We start from the raw sequence: 25982 nt of genomic DNA on the forward strand, positions 1-25982 counted from the left end.
ACCCTATTAACTGTAATATTTGAGCGGCACGCGCTGCCGCTCATCACAAAATAATTAGAATAAGCCGTTGTTAATAAAAACCCTACAGGAGGCTCTATGCCTAAAAAAATGAGAACAACCCGTAATCTATTATTAATGGCTACGCTATTAGGTAGCGCTTTATTTGCCAGGGCTGCGGATAAAGAAATGACCATTGGCGCAATATACCTTGATACTCAGGGATATTACGCTGGAGTGCGTCAGGGCGTTCAGGATGCGGCAAAAGATTCTTCAGTACAGGTACAGTTAATTGAAACTAACGCCCAGGGTGATATTTCGAAAGAAAGTACCTTTGTTGATACCCTCGTGGCGCGTAATGTCGATGCTATTATTTTATCGGCAGTGTCTGAAAATGGCAGTAGCCGTACCGTTCGTCGCGCCAGTGAAGCGGGTATTCCGGTGATTTGCTACAACACCTGTATTAATCAAAAGGGTGTCGATAAATATGTCTCGGCATATCTGGTGGGTGACCCGCTGGAATTTGGTAAAAAACTGGGTAACGCTGCCGCCGATTATTTTATTGCCAACAAAATTGACCAGCCGAAAATTGCCGTCATCAATTGCGAAGCCTTTGAAGTTTGTGTGCAACGACGTAAAGGGTTTGAAGAAGTATTAAAAGCCCGCGTTCCCGGCGCGCAAATTGTCGCTAATCAGGAAGGGACTGTTTTAGATAAAGCGATTTCCGTTGGTGAAAAACTAATTATCTCCACGCCGGATCTCAACGCCATTATGGGAGAATCGGGCGGTGCGACACTCGGCGCGGTAAAAGCGGTACGTAATCAAAATCAGGCAGGAAAAATTGCCGTTTTCGGTTCGGATATGACCACTGAAATTGCTCAGGAGCTGGAAAACAACCAGGTGCTGAAAGCGGTAGTGGATATTTCCGGTAAGAAAATGGGCAATGCTGTTTTCGCGCAAACATTGAAGGTTATCAATAAACAAGCCGACGGTGAAAAAGTGATTCAGGTGCCTATCGATCTCTATACCAAAACGGAAGACGGTAAACAGTGGCTGGCAACGCACGTTGATGGTCTGCCCTAATCGCTGATTCGCAGAGGTCCCTATGTTCACGGCAACAGAGGCAGTCCCGGTAGCAAAAGTGGTGGCAGGAAATAAGCGTTATCCCGGCGTCGTTGCGTTGGATAACGTTAACTTCACGCTCAATAAAGGTGAAGTTCGCGCGCTGTTAGGCAAAAACGGTGCGGGAAAATCGACCCTCATTCGAATGCTTACCGGCAGCGAACGCCCGGATAGCGGTGATATCTGGATTGGCGAGACGCGACTGGAAGGTGACGAAGCTACGTTGACTCGCCGTGCCGCTGAACTGGGGGTACGCGCGGTTTATCAGGAGTTAAGTCTGGTGGAAGGGCTGACGGTAGCGGAAAACCTCTGCCTCGGTCAGTGGCCCCGCCACAACGGCATGATTGATTACCTGCAAATGGCGCAGGATGCCCAACGTTGCTTACAGGCGCTGGGCGTTGACGTTAGTCCTGAACAACTTGTTTCAACACTAAGCCCGGCGCATAAGCAGCTGGTGGAAATTGCGCGGGTGATGAAGGGCGAGCCGCGCGTGGTCATTCTTGATGAACCTACCAGTTCGCTTGCGAGTGCGGAAGTTGAACTGGTGATCAGCGCGGTGAAAAAGATGTCGGCACTGGGCGTGGCGGTGATTTATGTCAGCCACCGGATGGAAGAAATTCGCCGCATTGCCTCCTGTGCCACCGTTATGCGCGACGGGCAGGTGGCTGGCGATGTGATGCTCGAAAACACTTCCACGCATCATATTGTGTCGCTAATGCTAGGGCGCGATCACGTTGATATTGCGCCGGTTGCACCTCAGGAAATTGTGGATCAGGCCGTGCTGGAAGTCCGTGCGTTACGCCATAAGCCCAAGCTGGAGGATATCAGTTTTACGCTACGTCGTGGCGAAGTGCTCGGCATTGCTGGTCTGCTGGGGGCAGGGCGCAGTGAATTGCTGAAGGCGATTGTTGGGCTGGAGACGTATGAACAGGGCGAAATTGTTATCAACGGCGAGAAAATCATGCGCCCCGATTACGGCGACATGCTGAAACGCGGCATTGGCTACACGCCAGAAAACCGCAAAGAAGCGGGGATCATTCCCTGGCTGGGCGTTGACGAAAATACAGTGCTGACCAATCGGCAAAAAATCAGCGCCAACGGTGTGCTGCAATGGTCCACCATCCGCCGCCTGACCGAAGAGGTGATGCAGCGGATGACGGTCAAGGCCGCCAGTAGCGAAACACCCATCGGCACGCTTTCTGGCGGCAATCAGCAAAAAGTGGTGATCGGTCGTTGGGTCTATGCCGCCAGCCAGATTTTGTTGCTCGACGAGCCAACGCGCGGCGTCGATATCGAAGCCAAACAGCAGATTTACCGTATTGTCCGTGAGCTGGCTGCCGAAGGAAAAAGCGTGGTGTTTATCTCCAGTGAAGTGGAGGAGTTACCGCTGGTGTGCGACCGCATTCTGTTGTTACAGCACGGTACGTTCTCGCAGGAGTTTCACGCTCCGGTCAATGTGGATGAGCTGATGTCCGCCATTCTGTCTGTGCACTGATGAATTTTACCGAGGAACCTAAGATGTCTGCTTCGTCATTACCATTGCCGCAGGGCAAGAGCGTCTCGCTCAAACAATTTGTCAGTCGCCATATTAATGAGATCGGTTTGCTGGTGGTGATTGCCATTCTTTATCTGGTCTTCTCCCTGAACGCGCCTGGCTTTATCTCATTGAATAACCAGATGAACGTGCTGCGCGATGCCGCCACCATTGGGATTGCCGCCTGGGCGATGACGCTGATTATTATCTCCGGTGAAATTGATGTCAGCGTTGGGCCGATGGTGGCTTTTGTCTCGGTGTGCCTGGCATTTTTGCTGCAATTTGAAGTTCCGTTGGCGATTGCTTGTCTGCTGGTGTTGCTGTTAGGCGCGCTGATGGGAACGCTCGCCGGGGTGCTGCGTGGCGTGTTTAACGTGCCAAGTTTCGTGGCCACGCTGGGGCTGTGGAGCGCCCTGCGCGGAATGGGCTTGTTTATGACCAACGCCCTGCCAGTGCCGATTGACGAAAACGAGGTGCTGGACTGGCTGGGCGGACAATTTCTAGGTGTGCCAGTATCCGCGCTGATCATGATGGTGTTGTTTGCGCTGTTTGTGTTCATCAGCCGCAAAACCGCCTTCGGGCGCTCGGTTTTTGCCGTTGGTGGTAATGCTACGGCGGCGCAGTTGTGCGGCATCAACGTTCGTCGGGTGCGCATTCTTATCTTTACCCTTTCGGGATTATTAGCGGCGGTGACCGGCATTTTGTTGGCGGCGCGCCTCGGTTCTGGTAACGCAGGTGCGGCAAACGGTCTGGAGTTTGACGTCATCGCCGCGGTCGTGGTCGGCGGTACGGCACTTTCCGGCGGTCGCGGTTCCCTGTTCGGTACATTGCTTGGTGTGCTGGTGATTACGCTAATCGGTAACGGTCTGGTGCTGCTCGGGATTAACTCCTTTTTCCAGCAGGTGGTGCGCGGCGTCATCATCGTGGTGGCGGTGCTGGCGAATATCTTGCTGACCCAGCGTAGCAGTAAAGCGAAACGCTAAACCTTAACGCCCCTGGCGCGGGTGCGGCAGGGATGAAAATTAATCGTATTGTTAATGAGGGATTTATGAAAACGATGCTGGCAGCTTATTTACCAGGAAATTCGACCGTCGATCTGCGGGAAGTTGCGGTGCCGACGCCGGGGATTAACCAGGTACTGATCAAAATGAAATCCTCCGGGATTTGCGGAAGCGATGTCCACTATATCTACCATCAACACCGCGCCACGGCGGCGGCGCCCGATAAACCGTTATACCAGGGCTTTATCAACGGTCATGAGCCGTGCGGGCAAATTGTGGCGATGGGGCAAGGCTGTCGCCATTTTAAAGAGGGTGATCGCGTGCTGGTGTATCACATTTCTGGCTGTGGTTTTTGCCCGAACTGCCGCCGCGGCTTTCCTATCTCTTGTACTGGCAAAGGAAAAGCGGCTTACGGCTGGCAGCGTGACGGCGGTCATGCCGAATATCTGCTGGCGGAAGAAAAAGATCTGATCCTCCTGCCGGATGCGCTGAGCTACGAAGATGGTGCGTTTATCAGTTGCGGCGTTGGCACGGCCTATGAAGGGATTTTGCGCGGCGAAGTTTCCGGCAGCGATAACGTGCTGGTGGTCGGTCTGGGGCCGGTCGGCATGATGGCGATGATGCTGGCGAAAGGTCGCGGTGCAAAACGGATCATCGGCGTTGATATGCTGCCGGAACGTCTGGCGATGGCAAAACAGTTAGGGGTGATGGATCACAGTTATTTAGCGACCACCGAAGGTCTGCCGCAGATAATTGCTGAACTTACCCACGGTGGCGCGGATGTTGCGCTCGATTGTTCCGGTAATGCCGCAGGTCGCTTGCTGGCACTGCAATCCACTGCTGACTGGGGGCGGGTGGTTTACATTGGTGAAACCGGAAAAGTGGAATTCGAGGTCAGCGCCGATCTGATGCACCATCAACGGCGGATTATTGGCTCCTGGGTGACCAGTCTGTTCCATATGGAAAAATGCGCCCACGATTTGACTGACTGGAAGCTGTGGCCGCGTAACGCCATTACCCATCGCTTCTCGCTGGAACAGGCAGGTGATGCCTATGCGCTGATGGCGAGCGGCAAATGCGGGAAAGTTGTGATTAACTTCCCGGATTAAGGAGTTAGCGGATGACCATCTATACCTTATCCCACGGGTCGCTAAAGCTGGGCGTTTCTGACCAGGGCGGCGTAATCGAAGGCTTCTGGCGCGATACGACGCCGCTCTTACGTCCTGGTAAAAAAAGCGGTGTGGCAACCGATGCCTCTTGTTTTCCGCTGGTGCCATTTGCAAACCGGGTGAGCGGCAACCGTTTTGTCTGGCAGGGGCGTGAGTATCAACTGCAACCGAATGTTGAGTGGGATGCGCACTATCTACACGGCGATGGCTGGCTGGGCGAGTGGCAATGTGTCTCGCACAGCGATGATAGTTTGTGTCTGGTGTATGAACATCGCAGCGGTGTCTATCACTATCGGGTAAGTCAGGCGTTTCATTTAACGGCGGATACGCTGACGGTGACGCTCTCTGTCACCAATCAAGGGGCAGAGACGCTGCCATTTGGTACCGGCTGGCATCCTTATTTTCCGTTGTCGCCGCAAACGCGGATTCAGGCACAGGCGAGCGGTTACTGGCTGGAGCGGGAGCAGTGGCTGGCGGGTGAGTTTTGCGAGCAGCTACCGCAAGAATTGGATTTTAACCAGCTCGCGCCGTTGCCGCGCCAGTGGGTGAACAATGGTTTTGCCGGATGGAATGGTCAGGCCCGCATCGAGCAGCCGCAGGAGGGTTATGCCATCATCATAGAAACGACGCCACCTGCACCGTGTTATTTCATCTTTGTTTCCGACCCGGCGTTTGATAAAGGATATGCGTTTGATTTCTTCTGTCTGGAGCCGATGAGCCATGCGCCGGATGACCATCATCGCCCGGAAGGGGGGGACCTCATTGCGCTTGCGCCGGGGGAATCAACAACCTCAGAGATGTCGTTGCGGGTAGAGTGACTGTAATTTATAAAATGCCGGATAAGGCGTTCACGCCGCATCCGGCATCTTTCCTAATGGCGATCGAGAGAAATTGCCCCCGGCCCGGTAATTGCCAATAGCAAGAACGCGCCAGCGATACTGACATTCTTCCAGAAATTAATCATATTTGGCCCGACGGCATCGCCGGTCATATCCCAGTAATGGTGACCAATCACCGCCGTACCCAGCGTGTAGAAAATAAACAGTACCGCCAGCGGACGGGTGAAAAAGCCAAGCACGATTAATATCGCGGCGGGCACTTCCATAACTACCGCAATAATCGCTGCCAGCATCGGCATCGGTGCGCCCAGCGAGGCCATATATTGGACCGTACCGTCAAAGCCCATCATTTTGGGAAAACCAAAAATAATGAAAATTAGGACCACGGCGATACGGGCAATTAATAACAAAACGGGGCGGGCAGCACCAAAATCAAAATAACGTAGTGAGTTCATAACCAATCCCTTTGCAAGATAATGTGATTTAAACGTAATACACACTCTGGTACCTCGCCACGCCCCAGGCGTTGAGATATTCGCTAATTATCCTGGTTACAGTGATTTAAGCGCGATGTTCTCATCTGTCAGCTGTTTCGCATCAAACGTTTTGCCGCTCTGGATCCATTTGCGGATTGAGCGAATCTCACGTCCCTGATTCAGCGTTACCGCACCGATAAGCACGCCGTTTTGCAGATTAAACCAAATCGCCTTCTGAGTTTCCGGGTTGCCACGACAAAGCCAGTCATCGCCACGCATATCGCCCATAAACTGTAAGTTATCACTGTACTGATCGCTCCAGAACCACGGCGGCGACAGTAGCGGAAGCGGTAGCCCTAACATTGCGGCAGCGGCAATTTGCGCCTGGTTATTGGCGTTTTCCCAACTTTCGCAGCGGTGTAGTGCGCCATTATCAAGACGGGTGATTGCCACATCGCCACCGGCAAAGATCGCGGGATCGCAGGTGCGGCAAGCCTCATCAATGACAATGCCATTGGTAGTATCAAGGTTGGCCTCGCGAGCCAGTTGGTCGTTGGCGCTGATACCAATACCGTAAATCACCACATCGGCCTGAAGCGTCTCGCCACTTTGCAGCGTCAGTTCTACTTTTTCACCATCGACCACATGTTCAATGGCATTATTGAGCAGAATGCGCACACCAGCCTGTTGATGGCGCTGTAAAAGATAGCGTTGCACGGGCGGTGGTGCATTACGGCCCATGACGGTTGCCGCCAGTTCAATCACTGTCACCTTACATCTGCGCTGCGTGGCGCTGGCAGCCAGTTCCAGACCAATAGTTCCGGCACCGACAATCACGACTGACCGTTCGGGCTGCAGAACTTCTCGCAGTCTGGCGGCATCACCGGCATGGCGCAGGGTAAAGCAGCGTTCTCCCAGTGCATCAAGCAACGGCAGCGGTCGAGCTGCCGCGCCGGTTGCTATAAAAAGCTGATCCCAGTGCCAGCTTTCGCCGTTGGCTAACACTAACTCTCGTGTGTCGCGGCCCAATGTTTTGATGGTTACACCGGAATGCAGATGAACATTGTTTTCCTGCCACCAGTGAGCGGGTAACACAGACTGCAACTGTGGGGAATCTTCCAGCAACATGAATTTCGAGAGCGGGGGGCGTTCATAAGGAAGATGTTGCTCATCGGAAAACAGATGCAGCTCACCGGTGAACCCTTGCTGGCGTAGCGAGGCCGCAGCCATTGCCGCCGCTTGCCCGCCACCGACAATAATGATCGTTTTTTCTTTCATCGTACTTCCTTAAAGATCCAGCCCAGCCGCTACGTGGCGAATGCCGCGAATCGCTAAACCCGCATCAGCGTTGATCATCACACCGCTTAATGCACGATTATTGCGCCGCGATGCCAACATCACATACGGACCCGTAAAATCCGCCGGTTGCGGGAAAAATTGCAGCGGTAAAATGGCGGCAATTTTCTCCGGCGTCAGAGACTGCATTATCGAGGTTTCACTTTGCCCGAGCGCCTGTGGGCCGCGCAGGTCGCTGGCCATACCACACGGGCCGACGCCATTCACCCGCACTTTCGGAGCCAGTTCATAAGCCAGTTGGCGAATAAGCCCGGTTGCGGCATGTTTACTGGCGGTGTACAGCGGGCCACCGCCGCCGGGATACCAGGCGGCATTTGACAGTGTGAAAATCATGCTGCCTTCACTGGCGATTAACGCCGGAGCGCAGGCTTTTGCGCCCAGCAGGTAACCGAGTACGTTGACGTTAAACAGCTCGTGGAAGCCGGTTTCGAGCGTCTCTGCGGGAGTATTAACCAGTGAGGCATTGTGATCCCAGATGCCCGCATTGCCGATAAAACAATCCAGCTTGCCGGAACGAGTCAGGATCTGATCGACCGCGCGTTGATAATCGGCATAACAGGTCACGTTGCCTTCCACCGCCAGAATATGTTCACCAAATCGCTGACGCAGACTGGCGACTTTCGCCGCCGACAGTTCCAGCGTGGCAACCTGCGCGCCTTCTTCGATAAATCGCTCGACCAGCGCCAGGCCTAATCCCGATCCGCCGCCGGTAATAAAGATGGACTCGTTATGTAGATCGCTCATGGCTGCGCCTCCGGTAAGTCGATGAAAATGTCACCACCTTCAACGTGTACTGGATAAGTGGTGAGCGGATCGGTGGCGGGCAGGCATAACGCTTTCCCCGTTTTCAGGCAAAAACTGGCGGCGTGTAGCGGGCACTCCACCGTGGCGTCATCTTCCGGATACCCTTCTGACATCGACGCATTACCATGGCTGCAACGATCGTTAATGGCATAAAACTCGCCGCCAACGTTGAACAGGGCGATGACGGGCGAGGTATCGATCCGGAGAGCCTCACCCTCCGGCACATCCGCAACGGGACACGCATAAATTCGATTCATCAGAACAGTACACTCAGGTTATGGGAAGTGATTACCGCTTGATCCAGGACGATATCCCGTTCCAGCAAGCGCCAGTTGTCATCTTCCAGACGGCGAACTTTGTCAAAACGAGTCCCGACATAGAACGTTTCATCGCGCTCTTTTTGTGCCCGATAAAGCAAATAATTTACCCGCACGGCAAATACGTTTGGGATGTCGGTTTCGCTTATCTGGCAGTTGCTGATTAAGTGACGGGTGCGTGACGGTGGCTCTTCTGCCCAGGCCATGCCCGTTTCCAGACGGGCGATTCGCCGCTCCAGCTGGTCTTTAGTGTCATTAAAAATCCAGGTCGTCGGCGGCTGGACGCCTTTGCGGCGGTCGCGCGTTTGCGCGTTAACCGTGGTGCGCATGGTGTAACGAATCTCTTCGTCGAGCTGCGCCAGCCAGTCACGAAATTTCCAGTCGTCCAGTAAGCTGGCTTCGTGAAAGAGAAACTGGCTAATGCGGTGATGTAACTCTAGTGAAACTTGCGCACTCATTTCATCACCTCCTGCTGGTAAGCGGCGGTTTTATCGAGCACTTCCTGCCAGCTTTCGCTACTCAGAAGATCGGCCCAGCGTTGGTACATTCCACGAGCGGCAGTTTCTGAAAAGATATAGTTAGTAATGCCAGGAATGCCGTCGTCGCGGCGCTTTTCCTGACCAAGCCCCATTTCCAGACACAGTTTGCTGTTGCGGGCGCGGTGGCCTTTAAGCAATTTCTGGATTTCACACCAGTTCTCCGAGTCATCCTGCTCGAGAAAACCAGCAGGACCAAAAGCACGAGTGGCGCTGTTTTCAAAAGCGGCTTTAACTTCATCGGAGGCGGCTTTGTCAGTAATACAGAACGCCCACACTTCAACTTGATCAGGGCCGCGCGGATGCCAGACGCGGAGCGTGGCAGTGCCGTTGAGCCATGAAAGCGTGGGGAAAATATTGTTATGACCCGCCAGGCGCAGGGCGCGAACTTCACCTAAACGTTGTTCTGCTTCGGCATAGGTTTCGCGGTAATAGCTTGAAACTGCGCCATCGACCCAGACATTAGCATCCGGTTTTTCAGTAAAGAAGAAACCGCTACCGTGACCGTCCTGACCAAATTGCAGCGCATCTTTGGCGGTTTCCCACACCGGGCGGGCGGTTTGTCCATCACCGAGGCGCTTATCGCTGCCATCATCTTTCGCCCCTAATACCTGAACGGCAGAAGCATGGCTGAACAGAGCATGATACTGGTCACTGGCGAACTGCTCTGCCGGGAATTTCCAGTTGCAGTTGATCACCCACTTTTGTACGCCGCCGACAATTTCGGTGCCGCCTTCGCGACGATCCAGCATGCCATCCAGATACCAGGCAATGTCACCCAGGTAATCACGCAGGCCCGGTGCGCTGGTATCCCAGTTGCCAAAAATCAGCCCTTTATAACTCTCCACACAAGGAACTTCGTTTAGCCCCCAGTGGGATTTACACAACCCTTGTGGGTAGGCGCGAGGTTCCAGCGGTACATCGATCAACTCGCCGTTAATGCCATAAGACCAGCCGTGATACGGGCAGGTAAAGGCGCGAGTGTTGCCGCAATCTGCATAACTCACACGCATGGCCCGGTGGCGGCATTGGTTGAGAAACGCCTTGATGCTGCCGTCTTTCTGGCGCACCACGACAACTGCATCTTCTCCCATGTAGGTGTTAAAGAAATCACCGGGTTTTGGGATCTGGCTTTCGTGGGCGAGAAATAGCCAGCAACGACCGAAAATACGCTCAAGCTCCAGTTGGTAAATGTCCGGGTCGGTATAAATACGCGGAGTGACCCGACCGTTTTGGGTGTCAATCAGTTGGTAAATGTTCAAATCTGAGGGTGTGGTCATATTTTTTAATCCTGAAAGATAAGATGTATTGACCTTCTATTTTTGTGCCATAAAGATGTTGCTGGTTGGTTGCTAATATGTGAAATAGTTAATTTCTACCAGCTGAGACGTTTTTTCGATAACAAGGGGAAGGTGATGGAACTACGGCATTTACGCTATTTCGTCGCAGTGGCGCAGGCACTGAACTTTACCCGTGCGGCGGAAAAACTGCATACCTCACAGCCTTCGTTAAGCAGCCAGATCCGCGATCTTGAAAACTGTGTCGGTGTTCCGTTACTGGTGAGGGATAAGCGTAAAGTCGCGTTGACGGCGGCGGGAGAATGTTTTCTCCAGGACGCGCTGGCAATCCTCGAACAAGCGGAAAATGCCAAATTACGGGCGCGGAAAATTGTTCAGGAAGACAGACAATTAACCATTGGCTTTGTGCCATCGGCGGAAGTGAATTTACTGCCAAAAGTATTACCGATGTTTCGTCTCAGACAGCCAGACACCTTGATTGAGCTGGTGAGTTTAATCACCACGCAACAGGAGGAAAAAATTCGCCGTGGTGAACTCGACGTCGGCTTAATGCGCCATCCTGTTTATAGCCCGGAGATTGATTATCTGGAGCTTTTTGACGAACCATTAGTGGTGGTGTTACCGGTTGATCACCCTTTAGCACATGAAAAAGAGATCACCGCCGCGCAACTGGATGGCGTGAATTTCGTCAGTACCGATCCGGCGTATTCCGGTTCGCTTGCGCCGATCGTTAAAGCGTGGTTTGCACAAGAAAACAGCCAGCCAAATATCGTCCAGGTGGCAACGAATATTCTGGTGACCATGAATCTGGTGGGCATGGGGCTGGGCGTCACTTTGATACCCGGTTATATGAATAATTTTAATACCGGGCAGGTTGTTTTTCGTCCCATTGCCGGAAATGTGCCTTCCATTGCTTTACTGATGGCGTGGAAGAAAGGGGAGATGAAGCCGGCATTACGCGATTTCATCGCCATTGTGCAGGAACGTTTGGCAAGCGTAACGGCATAATTACGCATTATCTTTGCAACATGCGTCACGGATCGCAGTTTTTGAGTGCTTGTGAACTGGCGTTACGGACATCGGGAAGCAGGCTCGAATATTCTTATTTTTCAACTTGCACCAACATTCGATTAACTCCAGACTAACGCCTCCTGACGGGAGGGACTCATGGTTTTGCAATCCACGCGCTGGTTGGCGCTCGGCTATTTCACATACTTTTTTAGTTACGGCATTTTTCTACCTTTCTGGAGCGTCTGGCTTAAAGGGATTGGTTTAACGCCAGAAACCATCGGCCTGTTATTGGGGGCAGGTCTGGTTGCCCGTTTTCTCGGGAGTTTGCTCATCGCGCCCCGCGTCAGCGATCCTTCTCGCCTGATTTCCGCCTTGCGCGTGCTGGCACTGCTGACACTTCTCTTTGCTGTCGCCTTCTGGGCGGGGGCGCACGTAGCGTGGCTGATGCTGGTGATGATTGGCTTTAACCTCTTTTTCTCACCGCTGGTACCGTTGACCGATGCACTGGCGAATACGTGGCAAAAGCAGTTCCCGCTTGATTACGGCAAAGTGCGACTGTGGGGCTCGGTGGCGTTTGTCATTGGCTCGGCGCTGACGGGCAAACTGGTCACTATGTTTGATTATCGGGTGATCCTCGTGCTGTTGACGTTGGGCGTGGCATCCATGCTGCTCGGCTTTCTCATCCGTCCGACGATTCAGCCACAAGGGGCAAGCCGCCAACAGGAGAGCACCGGTTGGTCAGCGTGGTTGGCGCTGGTTCGCCAGAACTGGCGCTTTCTGGCCTGCGTTTGTTTATTGCAGGGGGCGCATGCGGCCTATTACGGTTTTAGCGCCATTTACTGGCAGGCAGCTGGCTACTCGGCCTCGGCGGTGGGGTATTTGTGGTCGCTGGGCGTGGTGGCGGAAGTCATTATCTTTGCACTGAGTAATAAACTTTTCCGCCGTTGTAGTGCACGCGATATGCTGTTGATCTCGGCGATTTGCGGCGTAGTGCGCTGGGGCATTATGGGAGCAACTACGGCGTTGCCGTGGTTGATAGTGGTGCAAATTCTGCATTGCGGCACCTTCACGGTCTGCCACCTGGCCGCCATGCGCTATATTGCCGCTCGCCAGGGTAGCGAAGTCATCCGTTTACAGGCGGTTTACTCTGCCGTCGCGATGGGCGGCAGTATCGCTATCATGACCGTTTTCGCCGGTTTCCTGTATCAATATCTGGGCCACGGCGTGTTCTGGGTGATGGCGCTGGTGGCGCTTCCGGCAATGTTTTTGCGCCCGAAAGTTGTTCCCTCATGCTGATTCGAGCATTTTGCGGATCTGCTCCTGTTGATGTGTTGTCAGTGTCAGGTCCGTATAGATCAGCGGTGGTGAAAAGAGCGGTAACGGCATGGTATAAGGAGCAATAATCAGTGCCGCGCCACGCGGAGCGCCTGTCTGCAAAAATGCCTTTACCGACATATGTTTAATGTTGAGCGGCAGTAACGTTAGTTCGCGTAACTGCTGCTCAATCTGCGCTTCTCGCTCGCTATCATTCCCGGTCAGTAGAATAATCTGTTTTTCATGCAGATCGTTTTCCTGCATTAGCCAGGCACCGAAAATCACCGCGACCAGACCACTTTCCTCATCAGAAAGATGGACGCCGTATTCACTTTCAAATCCGGCCAGCGCCGCGCGGGTGGTGCGTACCAGGCGTGGATACAGTCTGGCGAACTCTTCCGGCAGGGTATTATCAATACCGATGGCAAACAAACTGCGATTTAACGCCTGGGCGAGGTGGGTATAAAGCTGATCACATAACCCCTGTTCATCATAAAAACAAACATTTCCCAGCTCACGAAAATGGTTTACCAGACGTTTGATAGACTGACGCAATTGTCTGTCCCGCTGATGCGCATCCCGCAATGGATCGGGAACCCGCAACATGGAAAAAAGTAGTGCCATAAACAGTGGCTCATCAGGTGGTACAGGCTGGAGCGCCCGACGCTGCCAGTGGCGTCCAATTTCCTGCGCTACCTGAAATTCAAGGCAGGATTCCGCCCAGCGACGTTGGAGCGGATTAAACTGAGGCGTAATTCCAGCGTGGTGCTGCAGCAAACAATATTGCAGATACAGACACAGGAAATGAATATCGCGCGATTCAAAGCGTTTTTGCAGCCGTCGGGAGCAGAGATTCACTAACGCTTGTAGATTGGTATCGTCGTAAAAGTTACGCGCAATTCCGCGCCGCTTCAGTTCACTCTTCAGGGCGGGGGTGAATTGGCTGGTAATAAATGACGGACACAGACGGAAACCACGTCGTAGCCAGTGAAATAAACACAAACGTTGGTTAAGCACTGTACCTTCAACCCGGTAGCTACCGTCATAACCAGTCGTCAGTGTGAGTTGATGATAGCGCAGGATCTCCCGTCCTGTTTCGCTGATATCAAGACTGGCAATATCATCATCCACACCATTAAGCTCGCTGAAGGTTGCCATGGTGGCGGTCAACCCCGGCTGAAAGAGCGTCAGCAAGATCTGGCAGCGGCGCTGGGGAGCCGAAAGGACAGATGGTGGAGCAAGCGTAGGCATCATCTGTAGATCTCCCATAAGCATAATTGATAAGAATAGCTAAAGTTTGCTCAGGGAAATGGCGAAGGGAATGCTAATCATCAGAAATGTTGGTAAGCGTCACAGAATTTTTCTCATCTTAAACTGTTCTGACCAGTGGATTAGCATGTCTTAAGGTGGTTTTGTGAATGATTATCGTGCTAGCGATCATGGGTTAGTTCTGCGGATTCAACGCGCTAAGGATAAAGTCCACCATCTGTTCGCGATAAACATCGCCGTGACGATCGGAAAAAGCATCAATGTGTTCGCCATCCGGGATTAGGATCAACCGTTTTGGCTCTTTTGCCAGGCTATACAACTTTTCGCTGTGCTGCCATGGGATAACGTGATCAGCTTTACCGTGAATGAGTAAAAGCGGGATCGGGCTGACGCTGGCGATGTAATTTTCGCCGCTGTAACTCTCATCAAGTAAGTAGCCACTGCCGGGGATCATCTGGTTGGCGATGGTTGCATAAGAGGCAAATGTGGAGTCGAGGATCACCGCACGTATGCCTTCACGATCACCCTGACCAATAACAGCAAGAATATTCGCCCCGCCAATACTCTGCCCGAACAGCACCAGCCGTTGTGGGTTTACATCACTGCGATGGCGCACCACATTGATGGCGCTTTGCGTATCGTCCAGCAATCCGGCCTGGGACGGCGTGCCTTTTGATTTACCAAACCCGCGATAATCAAACATAAAAACGTTGAAATTACGCTCGGGTAACCAACTGACCAGCGGCCAGTGGGCGGACATATTTCCGGCATTGCCGTGAGCATGAATGATGGTTGCGATGGCGTTGTCAGCAGGGCCCGTCGAAGAAGGGATAAACCAGCCTTGCAGACGAGTACCGTCCTTAGCCGTAAATTCGACGGATTCCGCCGACCAGGGGTCGGGACCGTAAATTTTATCGTCAGGATAATAGAAGAAGTTGATGGCAACGCGCGGCACTAAATAAACGCAGAAGGCAACAACAAAGAGAATAAACAGAATTTTGAGAACGCGTTTGTTCACTGGCAGTGCCATAACCTTTCCTTGCGACTTCTTTATCATCCATTAATCGGGGAAAGATGGTGGGAGAGTGACGAAAGAAAGTAAAGCGGTGAGGAAGTATTTCGGAATAGCGCCTGAAAGGCGAGGGCGGGTGAGTGATATCACCCGCCTGAGTCATTAACGCTTCAGAGCGTCGCTTAACTCGTCACGCATGTTCGCCAGCATGGCTTTAACAACACGCGGGTTACCAGCAACGATGTTACCGGTCAGCATATAGTTATGACCACCGGTGAAGTCGCTGACGATGCCGCCCGCTTCACGAACCAGCAGCTCGCCTGCAGCGAAGTCCCACGGGCGCAGACCGATTTCAAAGAAACCGTCAACACGACCCGCAGCGACGTAAGCCAGATCCAGCGCCGCAGAACCGGTACGACGGAAGTCTGCACATTCGTTGAACAGTTTGCCGACGATGTTGATGTAGGTAGTGGCGTACTGTTTTGCTTTGAACGGGAAGCCGGTCGCCAGAATAGTACCGTCGAGATCGCGAGCGGTGCTGCCGCGCAGACGGTAGCCGTTCAGCTGTGCGCCCTGACCGCGAGTGGCGGTGAACAGTTCGTTACGCATAGGATCGTATACCACAGCAACTTCGGTGCGGCCTTTGATACGAACGGCGATAGATACCGCGAAGTGCGGCAGACGTTTGATAAAGTTGGTAGTGCCATCCAGTGGATCGATAACCCATTGAACATCCTGATCAGTACCTTCAAGTTCACCGCTTTCTTCGGTGATGATGGTGTGCTGTGGGTAAGATTTACGAATCGTGTCGATAATCACCGCTTCGGCAGCTTTATCTACGTTGGTCACGAAATCGTTACTGCCTTTCTGGCTCGCTTCTACAGCGTCCGGGGTTTCATAGTTTTTGGCAATTAAATTACCCGCCTTGCGCGCTGCGCGCACGGCGATGTTCAGCATCGGATGCATCGGTCTCTCTCACTGGATGTTAAAGAACGGGAAAACGGCGCAGAGTATAGCAGCGAGATCGGCATCTGTCTTCGTTTTATGATAAGATGCGCGAATAATCTTTAGACGAAGAAAGACAATGCTGCAAAATATTCGAATTGTGCTGGTGGAGACGTCACACACCGGCAATATGGGTTCTGTTGCCCGTGCCATGAAAACAATGGGATTAACCAATCTGTGGCTGGTTAATCCACTGGTGAAACCTGACTCCCAGGCTATTGCCCTGGCGGCGGGGGCCAGCGATGTGATTGGTAATGCTCACATCGTCGATACGCTCGACGAAGCGTTAGCCGGTTGTAGCCTGGTGGTAGGCACCAGCGCACGCTCCCGCACGCTGCCGTGGCCGATGCTCGACCCGCGCGAATGCGGTCTGAAAAGCGTCGCTGAAGCGGCAAATACCCCGGTGGCGCTGGTGTTTGGTCGTGAGCGCGTCGGCTTGACCAATGAAGAGTTGCAGAAATGCCATTATCATGTCGCGATTGCGGCAAACCCGGAATACAGTTCGCTGAACCTGGCAATGGCGGTTCAGGTTATTGCCTATGAAGTGCGTATGGCCTGGCTGGCAACTCAGGAAAATGGCGAGCAGGTCGAGCATGAAGAGACGCCGTATCCGCTGGTCGATGATCTGGAGCGTTTTTATGGTCATCTGGAACAAACGCTGCTGGCAACCGGTTTTATCCGTGAAAACCATCCGGGGCAGGTGATGAATAAATTGCGCCGTCTGTTTACCCGTGCGCGCCCGGAAAGCCAGGAATTGAATATCCTGCGCGGGATTCTGGCTTCTATAGAGCAGCAGAATAAAGGTAATAAGGCCGAATAACAGTGGTTGCCTGATGCGATGCTTAACGCGTCTTATCAGGCCTGTAAGTGCACGGAATCCCAGGTCGGACAAGGTGTTCACACCGCATCCGACAACAGGTACAAACGCCACGATAAAAAAATGGCACTGAAGGTTAAATACCCGACTAAATCAGTCAAGTAAATAGTTGACCAATTTACTCGGGAATGTCAGACTTGACCCTGCTATGCAATACCCCCACTTTTACAATAAAAAACCCCGGGCAGGGGCGAGTTTGAGGTGAAGTAAGACATGAGACTGACATCTAAAGGGCGCTATGCCGTGACCGCAATGCTTGACGTTGCGCTCAACTCTGAAGCGGGCCCGGTACCGTTGGCTGATATTTCCGAACGTCAGGGAATTTCCCTTTCTTATCTGGAACAACTGTTTTCCCGTCTGCGTAAAAATGGTCTGGTTTCCAGCGTACGTGGACCAGGCGGTGGTTATCTGTTAGGCAAAGATGCCAGCAGCATCGCCGTTGGCGAAGTGATTAGCGCCGTTGACGAATCTGTAGATGCTACCCGTTGTCAGGGTAAAGGCGGCTGCCAGGGCGGGGATAAATGCCTGACCCACGCGCTGTGGCGTGATTTGAGCGACCGTCTCACCGGTTTTCTCAACAACATTACTTTAGGCGAACTGGTTAATAACCAGGAAGTGCTGGATGTGTCTGGTCGTCAGCATACTCACGACGCGCCACGCACCCGCACACAAGACGCGATCGACGTTAAGTTACGCGCTTAATAAAAAGAATTCAGAATCAGGCCGGAGTGCTAAATACTCCGTAAACACGGTCGTACATCCAGCCGGTAGCCTGATTCCTTGCATTGAGTGATGTACGGAGTTTATAGAGCAATGAAATTACCGATTTATCTCGACTACTCCGCAACCACGCCGGTGGACCCGCGTGTTGCCGAGAAAATGATGCAGTTTATGACGATGGACGGAACCTTTGGTAACCCGGCCTCCCGTTCTCACCGTTTCGGCTGGCAGGCTGAAGAAGCGGTAGATATCGCCCGTAATCAGATTGCCGATCTGGTCGGCGCTGATCCGCGTGAAATCGTCTTTACCTCTGGTGCAACCGAATCTGACAACCTGGCGATCAAAGGTGCAGCCAACTTTTATCAGAAAAAAGGCAAGCACATCATCACCAGCAAAACCGAACACAAAGCGGTACTGGATACCTGCCGTCAGCTGGAGCGCGAAGGTTTCGAAGTCACCTACCTGGCACCGCAGCGTAACGGTATTATCGACCTGAAAGAACTCGAAGCGGCGATGCGTGACGACACCATCCTCGTTTCTATCATGCACGTGAATAACGAAATCGGCGTGGTGCAGGATATCGCGGCTATCGGCGAAATGTGCCGTGCTCGTGGCATTATCTATCACGTTGATGCAACCCAGAGCGTGGGCAAACTGCCTATCGATCTGAGCCAGTTGAAAGTTGACCTGATGTCTTTCTCCGGTCACAAAATCTATGGCCCGAAAGGTATTGGTGCGCTGTATGTGCGTCGTAAACCGCGCGTACGCATCGAAGCGCAAATGCACGGCGGCGGTCACGAACGCGGTATGCGTTCCGGCACTCTGCCTGTTCACCAGATCGTCGGAATGGGCGAAGCCTATCGCATCGCAAAAGAAGAGATGGCGACCGAGATGGAACGTCTGCGCGGACTGCGTAACCGTCTGTGGAACGGCATCAAAGATATCGAAGAAGTTTACCTGAACGGTGACCTGGAACACGGTGCGCCGAACATTCTCAACGTCAGCTTCAACTACGTTGAAGGTGAGTCGCTGATTATGGCGCTGAAAGACCTCGCGGTTTCTTCCGGCTCCGCCTGTACGTCAGCAAGCCTCGAACCGTCCTACGTGCTGCGCGCGCTGGGGCTGAACGACGAGCTGGCACATAGCTCTATCCGTTTCTCTTTAGGTCGTTTTACTACTGAAGAAGAGATCGACTACACCATCGAGTTAGTTCGTAAATCCATCGGTCGTCTGCGTGACCTTTCTCCGCTGTGGGAAATGTACAAGCAGGGCGTGGATCTGAACAGCATCGAATGGGCTCATCATTAATCGGTATCGGAATCAGGAGAATTTATAATGGCTTACAGCGAAAAAGTTATCGACCATTACGAGAATCCGCGTAACGTGGGTTCCTTTGACAACAACGACGAGAACGTCGGCAGCGGCATGGTGGGTGCACCGGCCTGTGGCGACGTGATGAAGTTGCAGATTAAAGTCAACGATGAAGGTATCATTGAAGACGCGCGTTTTAAAACTTACGGCTGCGGTTCCGCTATCGCTTCCAGCTCCCTGGTCACCGAATGGGTGAAAGGGAAGTCTCTCGACGAAGCGCAGGCGATCAAAAACACCGATATTGCTGAAGAACTTGAACTGCCGCCGGTGAAAATTCACTGTTCTATTCTGGCAGAAGACGCGATCAAAGCCGCCATTGCGGACTATAAAAGCAAACGTGAAGCAAAATAAGAGTTGAGGTTTGGTTATGTCGATTACACTGAGCGACAGTGCAGCAGCGCGAGTAAATACCTTTCTGGCTAACCGCGGCAAAGGGTTTGGCCTGCGTCTGGGCGTGAGAACCTCCGGATGTTCAGGTATGGCTTATGTACTGGAATTTGTTGACGAACCGACGCCGGAAGACATCGTGTTTGAAGACAAAGGCGTGAAAGTCGTGGTCGATGGCAAAAGCCTGCAATTTCTGGACGGTACGCAGCTGGACTTCGTAAAAGAAGGCCTGAACGAAGGGTTTAAATTCACCAACCCGAACGTTAAAGATGAGTGTGGTTGCGGCGAAAGCTTCCACGTTTGATGCGCATACCGATAACCCCACCGTGGTCGCCTGCGCGTGGGGTTTGTTTTACCTGATTCGCCGTTATCGCGGCGGATCGCAGCCCTGAGAATGTTATGGATTACTTCACCCTCTTTGGCTTGCCTGCCCGTTATCAACTCGATACCCAGGCGCTGAGCCTGCGTTTTCAGGATCTACAACGTCAGTATCATCCTGATAAATTCGCCAGCGGAAGCCAGGCGGAACAACTCGCCGCCGTACAGCAATCTGCAACCATTAACCAGGCCTGGCAAACGCTGCGTCATCCGTTAATGCGCGCGGAATATTTGCTTTCTTTGCACGGCTTTGATCTCGCCAGCGAGCAGCATACTGTGCGCGACACCGCGTTCCTGATGGAACAGTTGGAGCTGCGCGAAGAGCTGGACGAGATCGAACAGGCGAAAGATGAAGCGCGGCTGGAAAGCTTTATCAAACGTGTGAAAAAGATGTTTGATACCCGCCATCAGTTGATGGTTGAACAGTTAGACAACGAGACCTGGGACGCGGCGGCGGATACCGTGCGTAAGCTGCGTTTTCTCGATAAACTGCGAAGCAGTGCCGAACAACTCGAAGAAAAACTGCTCGATTTTTAATTTCTGGAAGCTAAACATGGCCTTATTACAAATTAGTGAACCTGGTTTGAGTGCTGCGCCGCATCAGCGTCGTCTGGCGGCCGGTATTGACCTGGGCACAACCAACTCGCTGGTGGCGACAGTGCGCAGCGGTCAGGCCGAAACGTTAGCCGACCATGAAGGCCGTCACCTGCTGCCATCTGTTGTTCACTATCAACAGCAAGGGCATTCGGTGGGTTATGACGCGCGTACTAATGCAGCGCTCGATACCGCCAACACAATTAGTTCTGTTAAACGCCTGATGGGACGCTCGCTGGCTGATATCCAGCAACGCTATCCGCATCTGCCTTATCAATTCCAGGCCAGCGAAAACGGCCTGCCGATGATTGAAACGGCGGCGGGGCTGCTGAACCCGGTGCGCGTTTCTGCGGACATCCTCAAAGCACTGGCGGCGCGGGCAACTGAAGCCCTGGCAGGCGAGCTGGATGGTGTAGTTATCACCGTTCCGGCGTACTTTGACGATGCCCAGCGTCAGGGCACCAAAGACGCGGCGCGTCTGGCGGGCCTTCACGTCCTGCGCTTACTTAACGAACCGACCGCTGCGGCTATCGCCTACGGGCTGGATTCCGGTCAGGAAGGCGTGATCGCCGTTTATGACCTCGGTGGCGGGACGTTTGATATTTCCATTCTGCGCTTAAGTCGCGGCGTGTTTGAAGTGCTGGCAACCGGCGGTGATTCCGCGCTCGGCGGCGATGATTTCGACCATCTGCTGGCGGATTACATTCGCGAGCAGGCGGGCATTCCTGATCGTAGCGATAACCGCGTTCAGCGTGAACTGCTGGATGCCGCCATTGCAGCCAAAATCGCGCTGAGCGATGCGGACTCCGTGACCGTTAACGTTGCGGGCTGGCAGGGCGAAATCAGCCGTGAACAATTCAATGAACTGATCGCGCCACTGGTAAAACGAACCTTACTGGCCTGTCGTCGCGCGCTGAAAGATGCGGGTGTTGAGGCTGACGAAGTACTGGAAGTGGTGATGGTGGGCGGTTCTACTCGCGTGCCGCTGGTGCGTGAACGGGTAGGCGAATTTTTCGGTCGTCCACCGCTGACTTCCATCGACCCGGATAAAGTCGTCGCTATTGGCGCGGCGATTCAGGCGGATATTCTGGTGGGTAACAAGCCAGACAGCGAAATGCTGTTGCTTGATGTGATCCCACTGTCGCTGGGCCTCGAAACGATGGGCGGCCTGGTGGAGAAAGTGATTCCGCGTAATACCACTATTCCGGTGGCCCGCGCTCAGGATTTCACCACCTTTAAAGATGGTCAGACGGCGATGTCTATCCATGTAATGCAGGGTGAGCGCGAACTGGTGCAGGACTGCCGCTCACTGGCGCGTTTTGCGCTGCGTGGTATTCCGGCGCTACCGGCTGGCGGTGCGCATATTCGCGTGACGTTCCAGGTCGATGCCGACGGTCTTTTGAGCGTGACGGCGATGGAGAAATCCACCGGCGTTGAGGCGTCTATTCAGGTCAAACCGTCTTACGGTCTGACCGATAGCGAAATCGCTTCGATGATCAAAGACTCAATGAGCTATGCCGAGCAGGACGTAAAAGCCCGAATGCTGGCAGAACAAAAAGTAGAAGCGGCGCGTGTGCTGGAAAGTCTGCACGGCGCGCTGGCTGCTGATGCCGCGCTGTTAAGCGCCGCAGAACGTCAGGTCATTGACGATGCTGCCGCTCACCTGAGTGAAGTGGCGCAGGGCGATGATGTTGACGCCATCGAACAAGCGATTAAAAACGTAGACAAACAAACCCAGGATTTCGCCGCTCGCCGCATGGACCAGTCGGTTCGTCGTGCGCTGAAAGGCCATTCCGTGGACGAGGTTTAATATGCCAAAGATTGTTATTTTGCCTCATCAGGAGCTCTGCCCTGATGGCGCTGTTCTGGAAGCTAATAGCGGTGAAACCATTCTCGACGCAGCTCTGCGTAACGGTATCGAGATTGAACACGCCTGTGAAAAATCCTGTGCTTGCACCACCTGCCACTGCATCGTTCGTGAAGGTTTTGACTCACTGCCGGAAAGCTCAGAGCAGGAAGACGACATGCTGGACAAAGCCTGGGGACTGGAGCCGGAAAGCCGTTTAAGCTGCCAGGCGCGCGTCACCGACGAAGATTTAGTGGTCGAAATCCCGCGTTACACTATCAACCATGCGCGTGAGCATTAACAGAGGTTAGTATGGGACTTAAGTGGACCGATAGCCGCGAAATTGGCGAAGCACTGTACGATGCGTATCCCGATCTTGATCCGAAAACGGTTCGATTCACCGATATGCATCAGTGGATTTGCGATCTGGAAGATTTCGACGACGACCCGCAGGCATCCAACGAGAAAATCCTCGAAGCGATTTTGTTAGTCTGGCTGGACGAAGCCGAGTGAATGAACGGGCTGCCTGGGGGTAGCCCGTTTTGCTGTTAAACGAATAAGGATAACTAAAATGACAGAAGCGATGAAAATTACCCTCTCTACCCAACCTGCCGACGCGCGCTGGGGAGAAAAAGCAACTTACAGCATTAATAATGATGGCATTACTCTGCATTTGAACGGGGCAGACGATCTGGGGCTGATCCAGCGTGCGGCGCGCAAGATTGACGGTCTGGGCATCAAGCATGTTCAGCTAAGCGGTGAAGGCTGGGATGCGGATCGCTGCTGGGCATTCTGGCAAGGTTACAAAGCCCCGAAAGGCACGCGTAAAGTGGAGTGGCCGGATCTGGACGATGCCCAGCGCCAGGAACTGGATAACCGCCTGATGATCATCGACTGGGTGCGTGACACCATCAACGCACCGGCGGAAGAGCTGGGGCCATCGCAACTGGCACAGCGTGCTGTTGATCTGATCAGCAACGTCGCAGGCGATCGTGTGACTTATCGGATCACCAAAGGTGAAGATCTGCGTGAGCAAGGTTATATGGGGCTGCACACCGTCGGACGCGGTTCAGAACGTTCTCCGGTATTGCTGGCGCTGGATTACAACCCAACTGGCGATAAAGAAGCGCCAGTGTACGCGTGCCTGGTAGGTAAAGGTATCACTTTTGACTCCGGCGGCTACAGCATCAAACAGACTGCGTTTATGGACTCGATGAAGTCGGACATGGGCGGCGCGGCAACGGTTACCGGGGCGCTGGCATTTGCCATTACGCGCGGACTGAACAAGCGCGTGAAGCTGTTCCTCTGCTGTGCGGATAACCTGATCAGCGGCAATGCGTTTAAGCTGGGCGATATCATCACCTATCGCAACGGTAAAAAAGTTGAAGTGATGAACACTGATGCCGAAGGGCGCCTGGTGCTTGCCGATGGTCTGATTGATGCCAGTGCGCAGAAACCGGAAATGATCATTGATGCGGCGACCCTCACCGGGGCGGCGAAAACTGCGCTGGGTAATGATTATCACGCGCTGTTCAGTTTTGACGATGCGCTTGCCGGTCGTTTGCTGGCGAGTGCCTCACAAGAGAACGAACCATTCTGGCGTCTGCCGCTGGCGGAATTCCACCGCAGCCAGCTGCCGTCTAACTTTGCCGAACTGAACAATACCGGAAGCGCGGCGTATCCGGCAGGCGCGAGCACGGCAGCGGGCTTCCTGTCGCACTTTGTTGAGAACTATCAGCAAGGCTGGCTGCATATCGACTGCTCGGCGACTTACCGTAAAGCGCCGGTTGAACAGTGGTCTGCGGGTGCTACGGGACTTGGTGTGCGCACGATTGCTAATCTGTTAACGGCGTAAACTAATATGCCGGATGCGGCGTAAACGCCTTATCCGGCCTACAAAGTATTGCAAATTCAACAAATTGTGAATCCCTTGTAGGCCTGATAAGTATGGCGCATCAGGCACTTGTGCCCCGAACGTTGAATGAATTGTGGTTCTTATGTCCGAAACAAAAAATGAACTTGAAGACCTGCTGGAAAAAGCAGCAACCGAACCGGCGCACCGCCCGGCCTTTTTCCGCACTCTACTGGAATCCACCGTCTGGGTGCCAGGTACGGCGGCGCAGGGCGAGGCTGTGGTTGAAGATAGCGCGCTTGATTTACAGCACTGGGAAAAAGAAGACGGCACCAGCGTTATTCCTTTTTTCACCTCGTTAGAAGCACTTCAACAGGCGGTTGAAGACGAACAGGCATTTGTCGTAATGCCCGTTCGCACATTGTTTGAGATGACCCTTGGCGAAACGCTCTTCCTTAATGCCAAACTGCCGACCGGTAAAGAATTTATGCCGCGTGAAATCAGTTTGTTGATTGGTGAAGAGGGAAATCCGCTGAGCAGCCAGGAAATCCTGGAAGGCGGTGAATCGCTGATATTATCGGAAGTCGCAGAGCCGCCAGCACAAATGATTGATTCACTCACCACCTTATTTAAAACTATTAAGCCGGTGAAGCGTGCTTTTATATGTTCAATTAAAGAGAACAAAGAGGCACAGCCTAATTTACTTATTGGCATTGAAGCCGATGGTGATGTCGAAGAAATTATTCAGGCGGCGGGAAGTGTAGCGACCGATACATTACCTGCCGATGAACCAATCGATATTTGTCAGGTGAAAAAAGGGGAAAAAGGAATTAGCCACTTTATTACCGAACATATTGCGCCATTCTATGAACGTCGTTGGGGTGGTTTTTTGCGTGACTTTAAACAGAACCGGATAATCTAAAATATGCCGCCCCAAAGGGCGGCATTCGGGCTTACCTGCTGTTCTGAAGGTTGTTAACCACCAGTAAATTGTTGCCGGAGAGACTCAGGTTATTATTTACCTCGGTTAACAGCGCACCAGAAACAATAAGTACGATACAAAAGCACCGTATCTTCATTGTGCGGTCCATGCGAAGACCGCATCACGACAGCACCACTGGCGATATTGCCGCGATAGCAAGCGCTGTGAAACACCTGCATTTACGGCCACGGAACATCCTTTCCTAAAGCCAGCGCCCGTTTGCGAGACGGCGGAAAGGGCCGGTGTCGATAATACGCTAAATAAACAATAATTACTCTCTTTTGCTTGACAAAAAGAGAGTTGCTGGCGAATATTGCTCTGCTGTGAAGCACCTGCGTTGCTCATGCAACACAAGTCAATCTGCTGGAGAGGCCGCGAACCAAACCGGCAACAAATAACCGCCTGATTTTGGCGGTTTTTTGTTGCTTAAAGAAAGTGAATTTACATGTTTAAGTAATATCTTTTACCGGTTAGTATTTTTAATATTGAGCGGGATTTGTTTATATTTGTCTGAATTCGGACTAATAAGCCAGGTCATTTTAATATCGAACATATTGCGCCATTCTATGAACGTCGCTGGGGTGGTTTTTTGCGTGACTTTAAACAGAATCGGATAATCTAAATATGCCGCCCCAAAGGGCGGCATTCGGGCTTACCTGCTGTTCTGAAGGTTGTTAACCACCAGTAAATTGTTGCCGGAGAGACTCAGGTTATTATTTACCTCGGTTAACAGCGCACCAGAAACAATAAGTACGATACAGAAGCACCGTATCTTCATTGTGCGGTCCATGCGAAGACCGCATCACGACAGCACCACTGGCGATATTGCCGCGATAGCAAGCACTGTGGGGTGCCTGTATTTACGGTCATGGAACATCCTTTCCTAAAGCCAGCGCCCGTTTGCGAGACGGCGAA

At 52.8% G+C, this 25982-nt stretch carries 29 protein-coding genes and 1 pseudogene; 19 read left to right on the plus strand and 11 right to left on the minus strand.

Going from position 1 to position 25982, the window contains the following annotated elements; translation table 11 throughout:
* The first annotated feature begins 96 nt into the window (after positions 1-96).
* From ACJHW7_RS04150 to ACJHW7_RS04170, 5 genes are read left to right on the plus strand one after another with little or no spacing between them, the layout of a single operon-like run.
* Positions 97-1080, plus strand: coding sequence for a substrate-binding domain-containing protein (locus ACJHW7_RS04150; protein ID WP_001124889.1), 984 nt, complete (start codon positions 97-99; stop codon positions 1078-1080).
* A gap of 22 nt (positions 1081-1102) precedes the next feature.
* The gene (locus tag ACJHW7_RS04155) at positions 1103-2614 is read left to right on the plus strand and encodes a sugar ABC transporter ATP-binding protein (protein ID WP_000493446.1); all 1512 of its coding nucleotides are present in this window, start codon (positions 1103-1105) and stop codon (positions 2612-2614) included.
* A gap of 23 nt (positions 2615-2637) precedes the next feature.
* Positions 2638-3636 (plus strand): ABC transporter permease, encoded by a 999-nt coding sequence (locus tag ACJHW7_RS04160; RefSeq protein WP_001276664.1) that lies wholly within the window; start codon positions 2638-2640, stop codon positions 3634-3636.
* Positions 3637-3668: 32 nt separating this feature from the next.
* Positions 3669-4763: a zinc-dependent alcohol dehydrogenase family protein gene (locus tag ACJHW7_RS04165; protein WP_072769041.1), complete on the plus strand. Its 1095-nt coding sequence runs from the start codon at positions 3669-3671 to the stop codon at positions 4761-4763.
* 11 nt (positions 4764-4774) lie between these two features.
* Complete coding sequence (locus ACJHW7_RS04170; RefSeq protein WP_072847840.1) at positions 4775-5641, plus strand: aldose 1-epimerase; 867 nt, start codon at positions 4775-4777, stop codon at positions 5639-5641.
* Positions 5642-5694: 53 nt separating this feature from the next.
* Here ACJHW7_RS04170 and ACJHW7_RS04175 read toward each other — a convergent pair whose 3' ends face one another.
* The 6 genes from ACJHW7_RS04175 to hcaE form a co-directional block, all read right to left on the minus strand.
* Positions 5695-6117 carry a DoxX family protein gene (locus tag ACJHW7_RS04175; protein WP_021557087.1) on the minus strand — a complete coding sequence of 141 codons (423 nt, stop codon included), beginning with the start codon at positions 6115-6117 and terminating at the stop codon, positions 5695-5697.
* 96 nt (positions 6118-6213) lie between these two features.
* Complete coding sequence (gene hcaD / locus ACJHW7_RS04180; RefSeq protein ID WP_021557086.1) at positions 6214-7416, minus strand: phenylpropionate dioxygenase ferredoxin reductase subunit; 1203 nt, start codon at positions 7414-7416, stop codon at positions 6214-6216.
* Positions 7417-7425: 9 nt separating this feature from the next.
* On the minus strand, positions 7426-8238 hold the full coding sequence (gene hcaB, locus ACJHW7_RS04185; RefSeq protein WP_001281377.1) for a 3-phenylpropionate-dihydrodiol/cinnamic acid-dihydrodiol dehydrogenase: 813 nt from the start codon (positions 8236-8238) through the stop codon (positions 7426-7428).
* Positions 8235-8555: a bifunctional 3-phenylpropionate/cinnamic acid dioxygenase ferredoxin subunit gene (locus ACJHW7_RS04190; protein WP_021557085.1), complete on the minus strand. Its 321-nt coding sequence runs from the start codon at positions 8553-8555 to the stop codon at positions 8235-8237. The genes hcaB and ACJHW7_RS04190 overlap by 4 nt, the downstream gene beginning before the upstream one ends.
* A complete protein-coding gene (gene hcaF, locus ACJHW7_RS04195; protein ID WP_001276072.1) occupies positions 8555-9073 on the minus strand; it encodes a 3-phenylpropionate/cinnamic acid dioxygenase subunit beta in 519 nt (172 codons plus the stop codon). Before hcaF ends, ACJHW7_RS04190 begins: the two co-directional genes overlap by 1 nt.
* The gene (gene hcaE, locus ACJHW7_RS04200) at positions 9070-10431 is read right to left on the minus strand and encodes a 3-phenylpropionate/cinnamic acid dioxygenase subunit alpha (RefSeq protein WP_000211172.1); all 1362 of its coding nucleotides are present in this window, start codon (positions 10429-10431) and stop codon (positions 9070-9072) included. Before hcaE ends, hcaF begins: the two co-directional genes overlap by 4 nt.
* Before the next feature lie 135 nt (positions 10432-10566).
* Here hcaE and hcaR point away from each other — a divergent pair, with 135 nt between their 5' ends.
* Both hcaR and ACJHW7_RS04210 read left to right on the plus strand, forming a co-directional pair.
* Positions 10567-11457, plus strand: coding sequence for a DNA-binding transcriptional regulator HcaR (gene hcaR / locus ACJHW7_RS04205; protein WP_000423257.1), 891 nt, complete (start codon positions 10567-10569; stop codon positions 11455-11457).
* A gap of 159 nt (positions 11458-11616) precedes the next feature.
* Positions 11617-12756, plus strand: coding sequence for a 3-phenylpropionate MFS transporter (locus ACJHW7_RS04210; RefSeq protein ID WP_000244203.1), 1140 nt, complete (start codon positions 11617-11619; stop codon positions 12754-12756).
* On the opposite strand, the gene csiE is transcribed toward ACJHW7_RS04210, so the two are convergent.
* From csiE to suhB, 3 genes are all read right to left on the minus strand, one after another.
* Positions 12748-14028: a stationary phase inducible protein CsiE gene (gene csiE, locus ACJHW7_RS04215; RefSeq protein WP_000982987.1), complete on the minus strand. Its 1281-nt coding sequence runs from the start codon at positions 14026-14028 to the stop codon at positions 12748-12750. The two genes, ACJHW7_RS04210 and csiE, sit on opposite strands and share 9 nt — an antisense overlap.
* A gap of 190 nt (positions 14029-14218) precedes the next feature.
* Positions 14219-15073, minus strand: coding sequence for an alpha/beta hydrolase (locus tag ACJHW7_RS04220; protein WP_001307945.1), 855 nt, complete (start codon positions 15071-15073; stop codon positions 14219-14221).
* Between the two features lie 144 nt (positions 15074-15217).
* Positions 15218-16021 (minus strand): inositol-1-monophosphatase, encoded by an 804-nt coding sequence (gene suhB / locus ACJHW7_RS04225; protein ID WP_000553451.1) that lies wholly within the window; start codon positions 16019-16021, stop codon positions 15218-15220.
* Between the two features lie 118 nt (positions 16022-16139).
* On the opposite strand from suhB, the gene trmJ reads away from it, so the two are divergent.
* From trmJ to sseB, 11 genes are all read left to right on the plus strand, one after another.
* On the plus strand, positions 16140-16880 hold the full coding sequence (gene trmJ, locus ACJHW7_RS04230) for a tRNA (cytosine(32)/uridine(32)-2'-O)-methyltransferase TrmJ (protein ID WP_000940019.1): 741 nt from the start codon (positions 16140-16142) through the stop codon (positions 16878-16880).
* A gap of 270 nt (positions 16881-17150) precedes the next feature.
* Positions 17151-17639 carry a Fe-S cluster assembly transcriptional regulator IscR gene (gene iscR, locus ACJHW7_RS04235; RefSeq protein ID WP_001241357.1) on the plus strand — a complete coding sequence of 163 codons (489 nt, stop codon included), beginning with the start codon at positions 17151-17153 and terminating at the stop codon, positions 17637-17639.
* Between the two features lie 111 nt (positions 17640-17750).
* Entirely contained in the window at positions 17751-18965 is a 1215-nt protein-coding gene (gene iscS, locus ACJHW7_RS04240; protein ID WP_001295373.1) for a cysteine desulfurase, read from the plus strand.
* A gap of 27 nt (positions 18966-18992) precedes the next feature.
* Positions 18993-19379 carry a Fe-S cluster assembly scaffold IscU gene (gene iscU, locus ACJHW7_RS04245; protein WP_000331707.1) on the plus strand — a complete coding sequence of 129 codons (387 nt, stop codon included), beginning with the start codon at positions 18993-18995 and terminating at the stop codon, positions 19377-19379.
* Between the two features lie 16 nt (positions 19380-19395).
* Positions 19396-19719: an iron-sulfur cluster assembly protein IscA gene (iscA, locus tag ACJHW7_RS04250; RefSeq protein ID WP_000028953.1), complete on the plus strand. Its 324-nt coding sequence runs from the start codon at positions 19396-19398 to the stop codon at positions 19717-19719.
* Positions 19720-19814: 95 nt separating this feature from the next.
* Positions 19815-20330, plus strand: coding sequence for a co-chaperone HscB (gene hscB / locus ACJHW7_RS04255; protein ID WP_000384413.1), 516 nt, complete (start codon positions 19815-19817; stop codon positions 20328-20330).
* Positions 20331-20346: 16 nt separating this feature from the next.
* Positions 20347-22197, plus strand: coding sequence for a Fe-S protein assembly chaperone HscA (gene hscA, locus ACJHW7_RS04260; protein WP_001196613.1), 1851 nt, complete (start codon positions 20347-20349; stop codon positions 22195-22197).
* Position 22198: 1 nt separating this feature from the next.
* Positions 22199-22534: an ISC system 2Fe-2S type ferredoxin gene (fdx, locus tag ACJHW7_RS04265; protein WP_001124474.1), complete on the plus strand. Its 336-nt coding sequence runs from the start codon at positions 22199-22201 to the stop codon at positions 22532-22534.
* 11 nt (positions 22535-22545) lie between these two features.
* On the plus strand, positions 22546-22746 hold the full coding sequence (gene iscX / locus ACJHW7_RS04270) for a Fe-S cluster assembly protein IscX (RefSeq protein ID WP_000523616.1): 201 nt from the start codon (positions 22546-22548) through the stop codon (positions 22744-22746).
* 58 nt (positions 22747-22804) lie between these two features.
* Positions 22805-24088, plus strand: a complete 1284-nt coding sequence (gene pepB, locus ACJHW7_RS04275) for an aminopeptidase PepB (RefSeq protein WP_000133582.1) — start codon at positions 22805-22807, stop codon at positions 24086-24088.
* 142 nt (positions 24089-24230) lie between these two features.
* Complete coding sequence (gene sseB / locus ACJHW7_RS04280; protein WP_021557084.1) at positions 24231-25007, plus strand: enhanced serine sensitivity protein SseB; 777 nt, start codon at positions 24231-24233, stop codon at positions 25005-25007.
* Between the two features lie 31 nt (positions 25008-25038).
* Here sseB and timP (ACJHW7_RS04285) read toward each other — a convergent pair whose 3' ends face one another.
* Positions 25039-25164: a small toxic inner membrane protein TimP gene (timP, locus tag ACJHW7_RS04285; protein ID WP_001491247.1), complete on the minus strand. Its 126-nt coding sequence runs from the start codon at positions 25162-25164 to the stop codon at positions 25039-25041.
* Positions 25165-25602: 438 nt separating this feature from the next.
* Between timP (ACJHW7_RS04285) and ACJHW7_RS04290 the strand changes: the two are divergent.
* Positions 25603-25689 (plus strand): annotated as a pseudogene (locus ACJHW7_RS04290) (enhanced serine sensitivity protein SseB); the annotation flags it as partial.
* 30 nt (positions 25690-25719) lie between these two features.
* On the opposite strand, the gene timP (ACJHW7_RS04295) reads toward ACJHW7_RS04290, so the two are convergent.
* Positions 25720-25845: a small toxic inner membrane protein TimP gene (timP, locus tag ACJHW7_RS04295; RefSeq protein ID WP_001491247.1), complete on the minus strand. Its 126-nt coding sequence runs from the start codon at positions 25843-25845 to the stop codon at positions 25720-25722.
* Positions 25846-25982: the final 137 nt, after the last annotated feature.

This window comes from Escherichia sp. WS1152 (assembly GCF_046487665.1).
GTDB classification, from domain to species: Bacteria; Pseudomonadota; Gammaproteobacteria; order Enterobacterales; family Enterobacteriaceae; genus Escherichia; species Escherichia coli.

What these genes read in the sequence shown, in the direction of transcription:
- hscB (WP_000384413.1), top strand. Translation starts at nt 19,815, where the DNA reads ATGGATTACTTCACCCTCTTTGGCTTGCCTGCCCGTTATCAACTCGAT.
- pepB (WP_000133582.1), top strand. Translation starts at nt 22,805, where the DNA reads ATGACAGAAGCGATGAAAATTACCCTCTCTACCCAACCTGCCGACGCG.
- ACJHW7_RS04150 (WP_001124889.1), top strand. Translation starts at nt 97, where the DNA reads ATGCCTAAAAAAATGAGAACAACCCGTAATCTATTATTAATGGCTACG.
- ACJHW7_RS04160 (WP_001276664.1), top strand. Translation starts at nt 2,638, where the DNA reads ATGTCTGCTTCGTCATTACCATTGCCGCAGGGCAAGAGCGTCTCGCTC.
- ACJHW7_RS04175 (WP_021557087.1), bottom strand. Translation starts at nt 6,117, where the DNA reads ATGAACTCACTACGTTATTTTGATTTTGGTGCTGCCCGCCCCGTTTTG.
- ACJHW7_RS04220 (WP_001307945.1), bottom strand. Translation starts at nt 15,073, where the DNA reads ATGGCACTGCCAGTGAACAAACGCGTTCTCAAAATTCTGTTTATTCTC.
- timP (WP_001491247.1), bottom strand. Translation starts at nt 25,845, where the DNA reads ATGAAGATACGGTGCTTCTGTATCGTACTTATTGTTTCTGGTGCGCTG.
- hcaF (WP_001276072.1), bottom strand. Translation starts at nt 9,073, where the DNA reads ATGAGTGCGCAAGTTTCACTAGAGTTACATCACCGCATTAGCCAGTTT.
- hcaB (WP_001281377.1), bottom strand. Translation starts at nt 8,238, where the DNA reads ATGAGCGATCTACATAACGAGTCCATCTTTATTACCGGCGGCGGATCG.
- iscS (WP_001295373.1), top strand. Translation starts at nt 17,751, where the DNA reads ATGAAATTACCGATTTATCTCGACTACTCCGCAACCACGCCGGTGGAC.
- sseB (WP_021557084.1), top strand. Translation starts at nt 24,231, where the DNA reads ATGTCCGAAACAAAAAATGAACTTGAAGACCTGCTGGAAAAAGCAGCA.
- hcaR (WP_000423257.1), top strand. Translation starts at nt 10,567, where the DNA reads ATGGAACTACGGCATTTACGCTATTTCGTCGCAGTGGCGCAGGCACTG.
- ACJHW7_RS04190 (WP_021557085.1), bottom strand. Translation starts at nt 8,555, where the DNA reads ATGAATCGAATTTATGCGTGTCCCGTTGCGGATGTGCCGGAGGGTGAG.
- csiE (WP_000982987.1), bottom strand. Translation starts at nt 14,028, where the DNA reads ATGATGCCTACGCTTGCTCCACCATCTGTCCTTTCGGCTCCCCAGCGC.
- iscR (WP_001241357.1), top strand. Translation starts at nt 17,151, where the DNA reads ATGAGACTGACATCTAAAGGGCGCTATGCCGTGACCGCAATGCTTGAC.
- suhB (WP_000553451.1), bottom strand. Translation starts at nt 16,021, where the DNA reads ATGCATCCGATGCTGAACATCGCCGTGCGCGCAGCGCGCAAGGCGGGT.
- timP (WP_001491247.1), bottom strand. Translation starts at nt 25,164, where the DNA reads ATGAAGATACGGTGCTTTTGTATCGTACTTATTGTTTCTGGTGCGCTG.
- ACJHW7_RS04170 (WP_072847840.1), top strand. Translation starts at nt 4,775, where the DNA reads ATGACCATCTATACCTTATCCCACGGGTCGCTAAAGCTGGGCGTTTCT.
- hscA (WP_001196613.1), top strand. Translation starts at nt 20,347, where the DNA reads ATGGCCTTATTACAAATTAGTGAACCTGGTTTGAGTGCTGCGCCGCAT.
- iscU (WP_000331707.1), top strand. Translation starts at nt 18,993, where the DNA reads ATGGCTTACAGCGAAAAAGTTATCGACCATTACGAGAATCCGCGTAAC.
- ACJHW7_RS04165 (WP_072769041.1), top strand. Translation starts at nt 3,669, where the DNA reads ATGAAAATTAATCGTATTGTTAATGAGGGATTTATGAAAACGATGCTG.
- ACJHW7_RS04155 (WP_000493446.1), top strand. Translation starts at nt 1,103, where the DNA reads ATGTTCACGGCAACAGAGGCAGTCCCGGTAGCAAAAGTGGTGGCAGGA.
- iscX (WP_000523616.1), top strand. Translation starts at nt 22,546, where the DNA reads ATGGGACTTAAGTGGACCGATAGCCGCGAAATTGGCGAAGCACTGTAC.
- ACJHW7_RS04210 (WP_000244203.1), top strand. Translation starts at nt 11,617, where the DNA reads ATGGTTTTGCAATCCACGCGCTGGTTGGCGCTCGGCTATTTCACATAC.
- fdx (WP_001124474.1), top strand. Translation starts at nt 22,199, where the DNA reads ATGCCAAAGATTGTTATTTTGCCTCATCAGGAGCTCTGCCCTGATGGC.
- trmJ (WP_000940019.1), top strand. Translation starts at nt 16,140, where the DNA reads ATGCTGCAAAATATTCGAATTGTGCTGGTGGAGACGTCACACACCGGC.
- hcaE (WP_000211172.1), bottom strand. Translation starts at nt 10,431, where the DNA reads ATGACCACACCCTCAGATTTGAACATTTACCAACTGATTGACACCCAA.
- iscA (WP_000028953.1), top strand. Translation starts at nt 19,396, where the DNA reads ATGTCGATTACACTGAGCGACAGTGCAGCAGCGCGAGTAAATACCTTT.
- hcaD (WP_021557086.1), bottom strand. Translation starts at nt 7,416, where the DNA reads ATGAAAGAAAAAACGATCATTATTGTCGGTGGCGGGCAAGCGGCGGCA.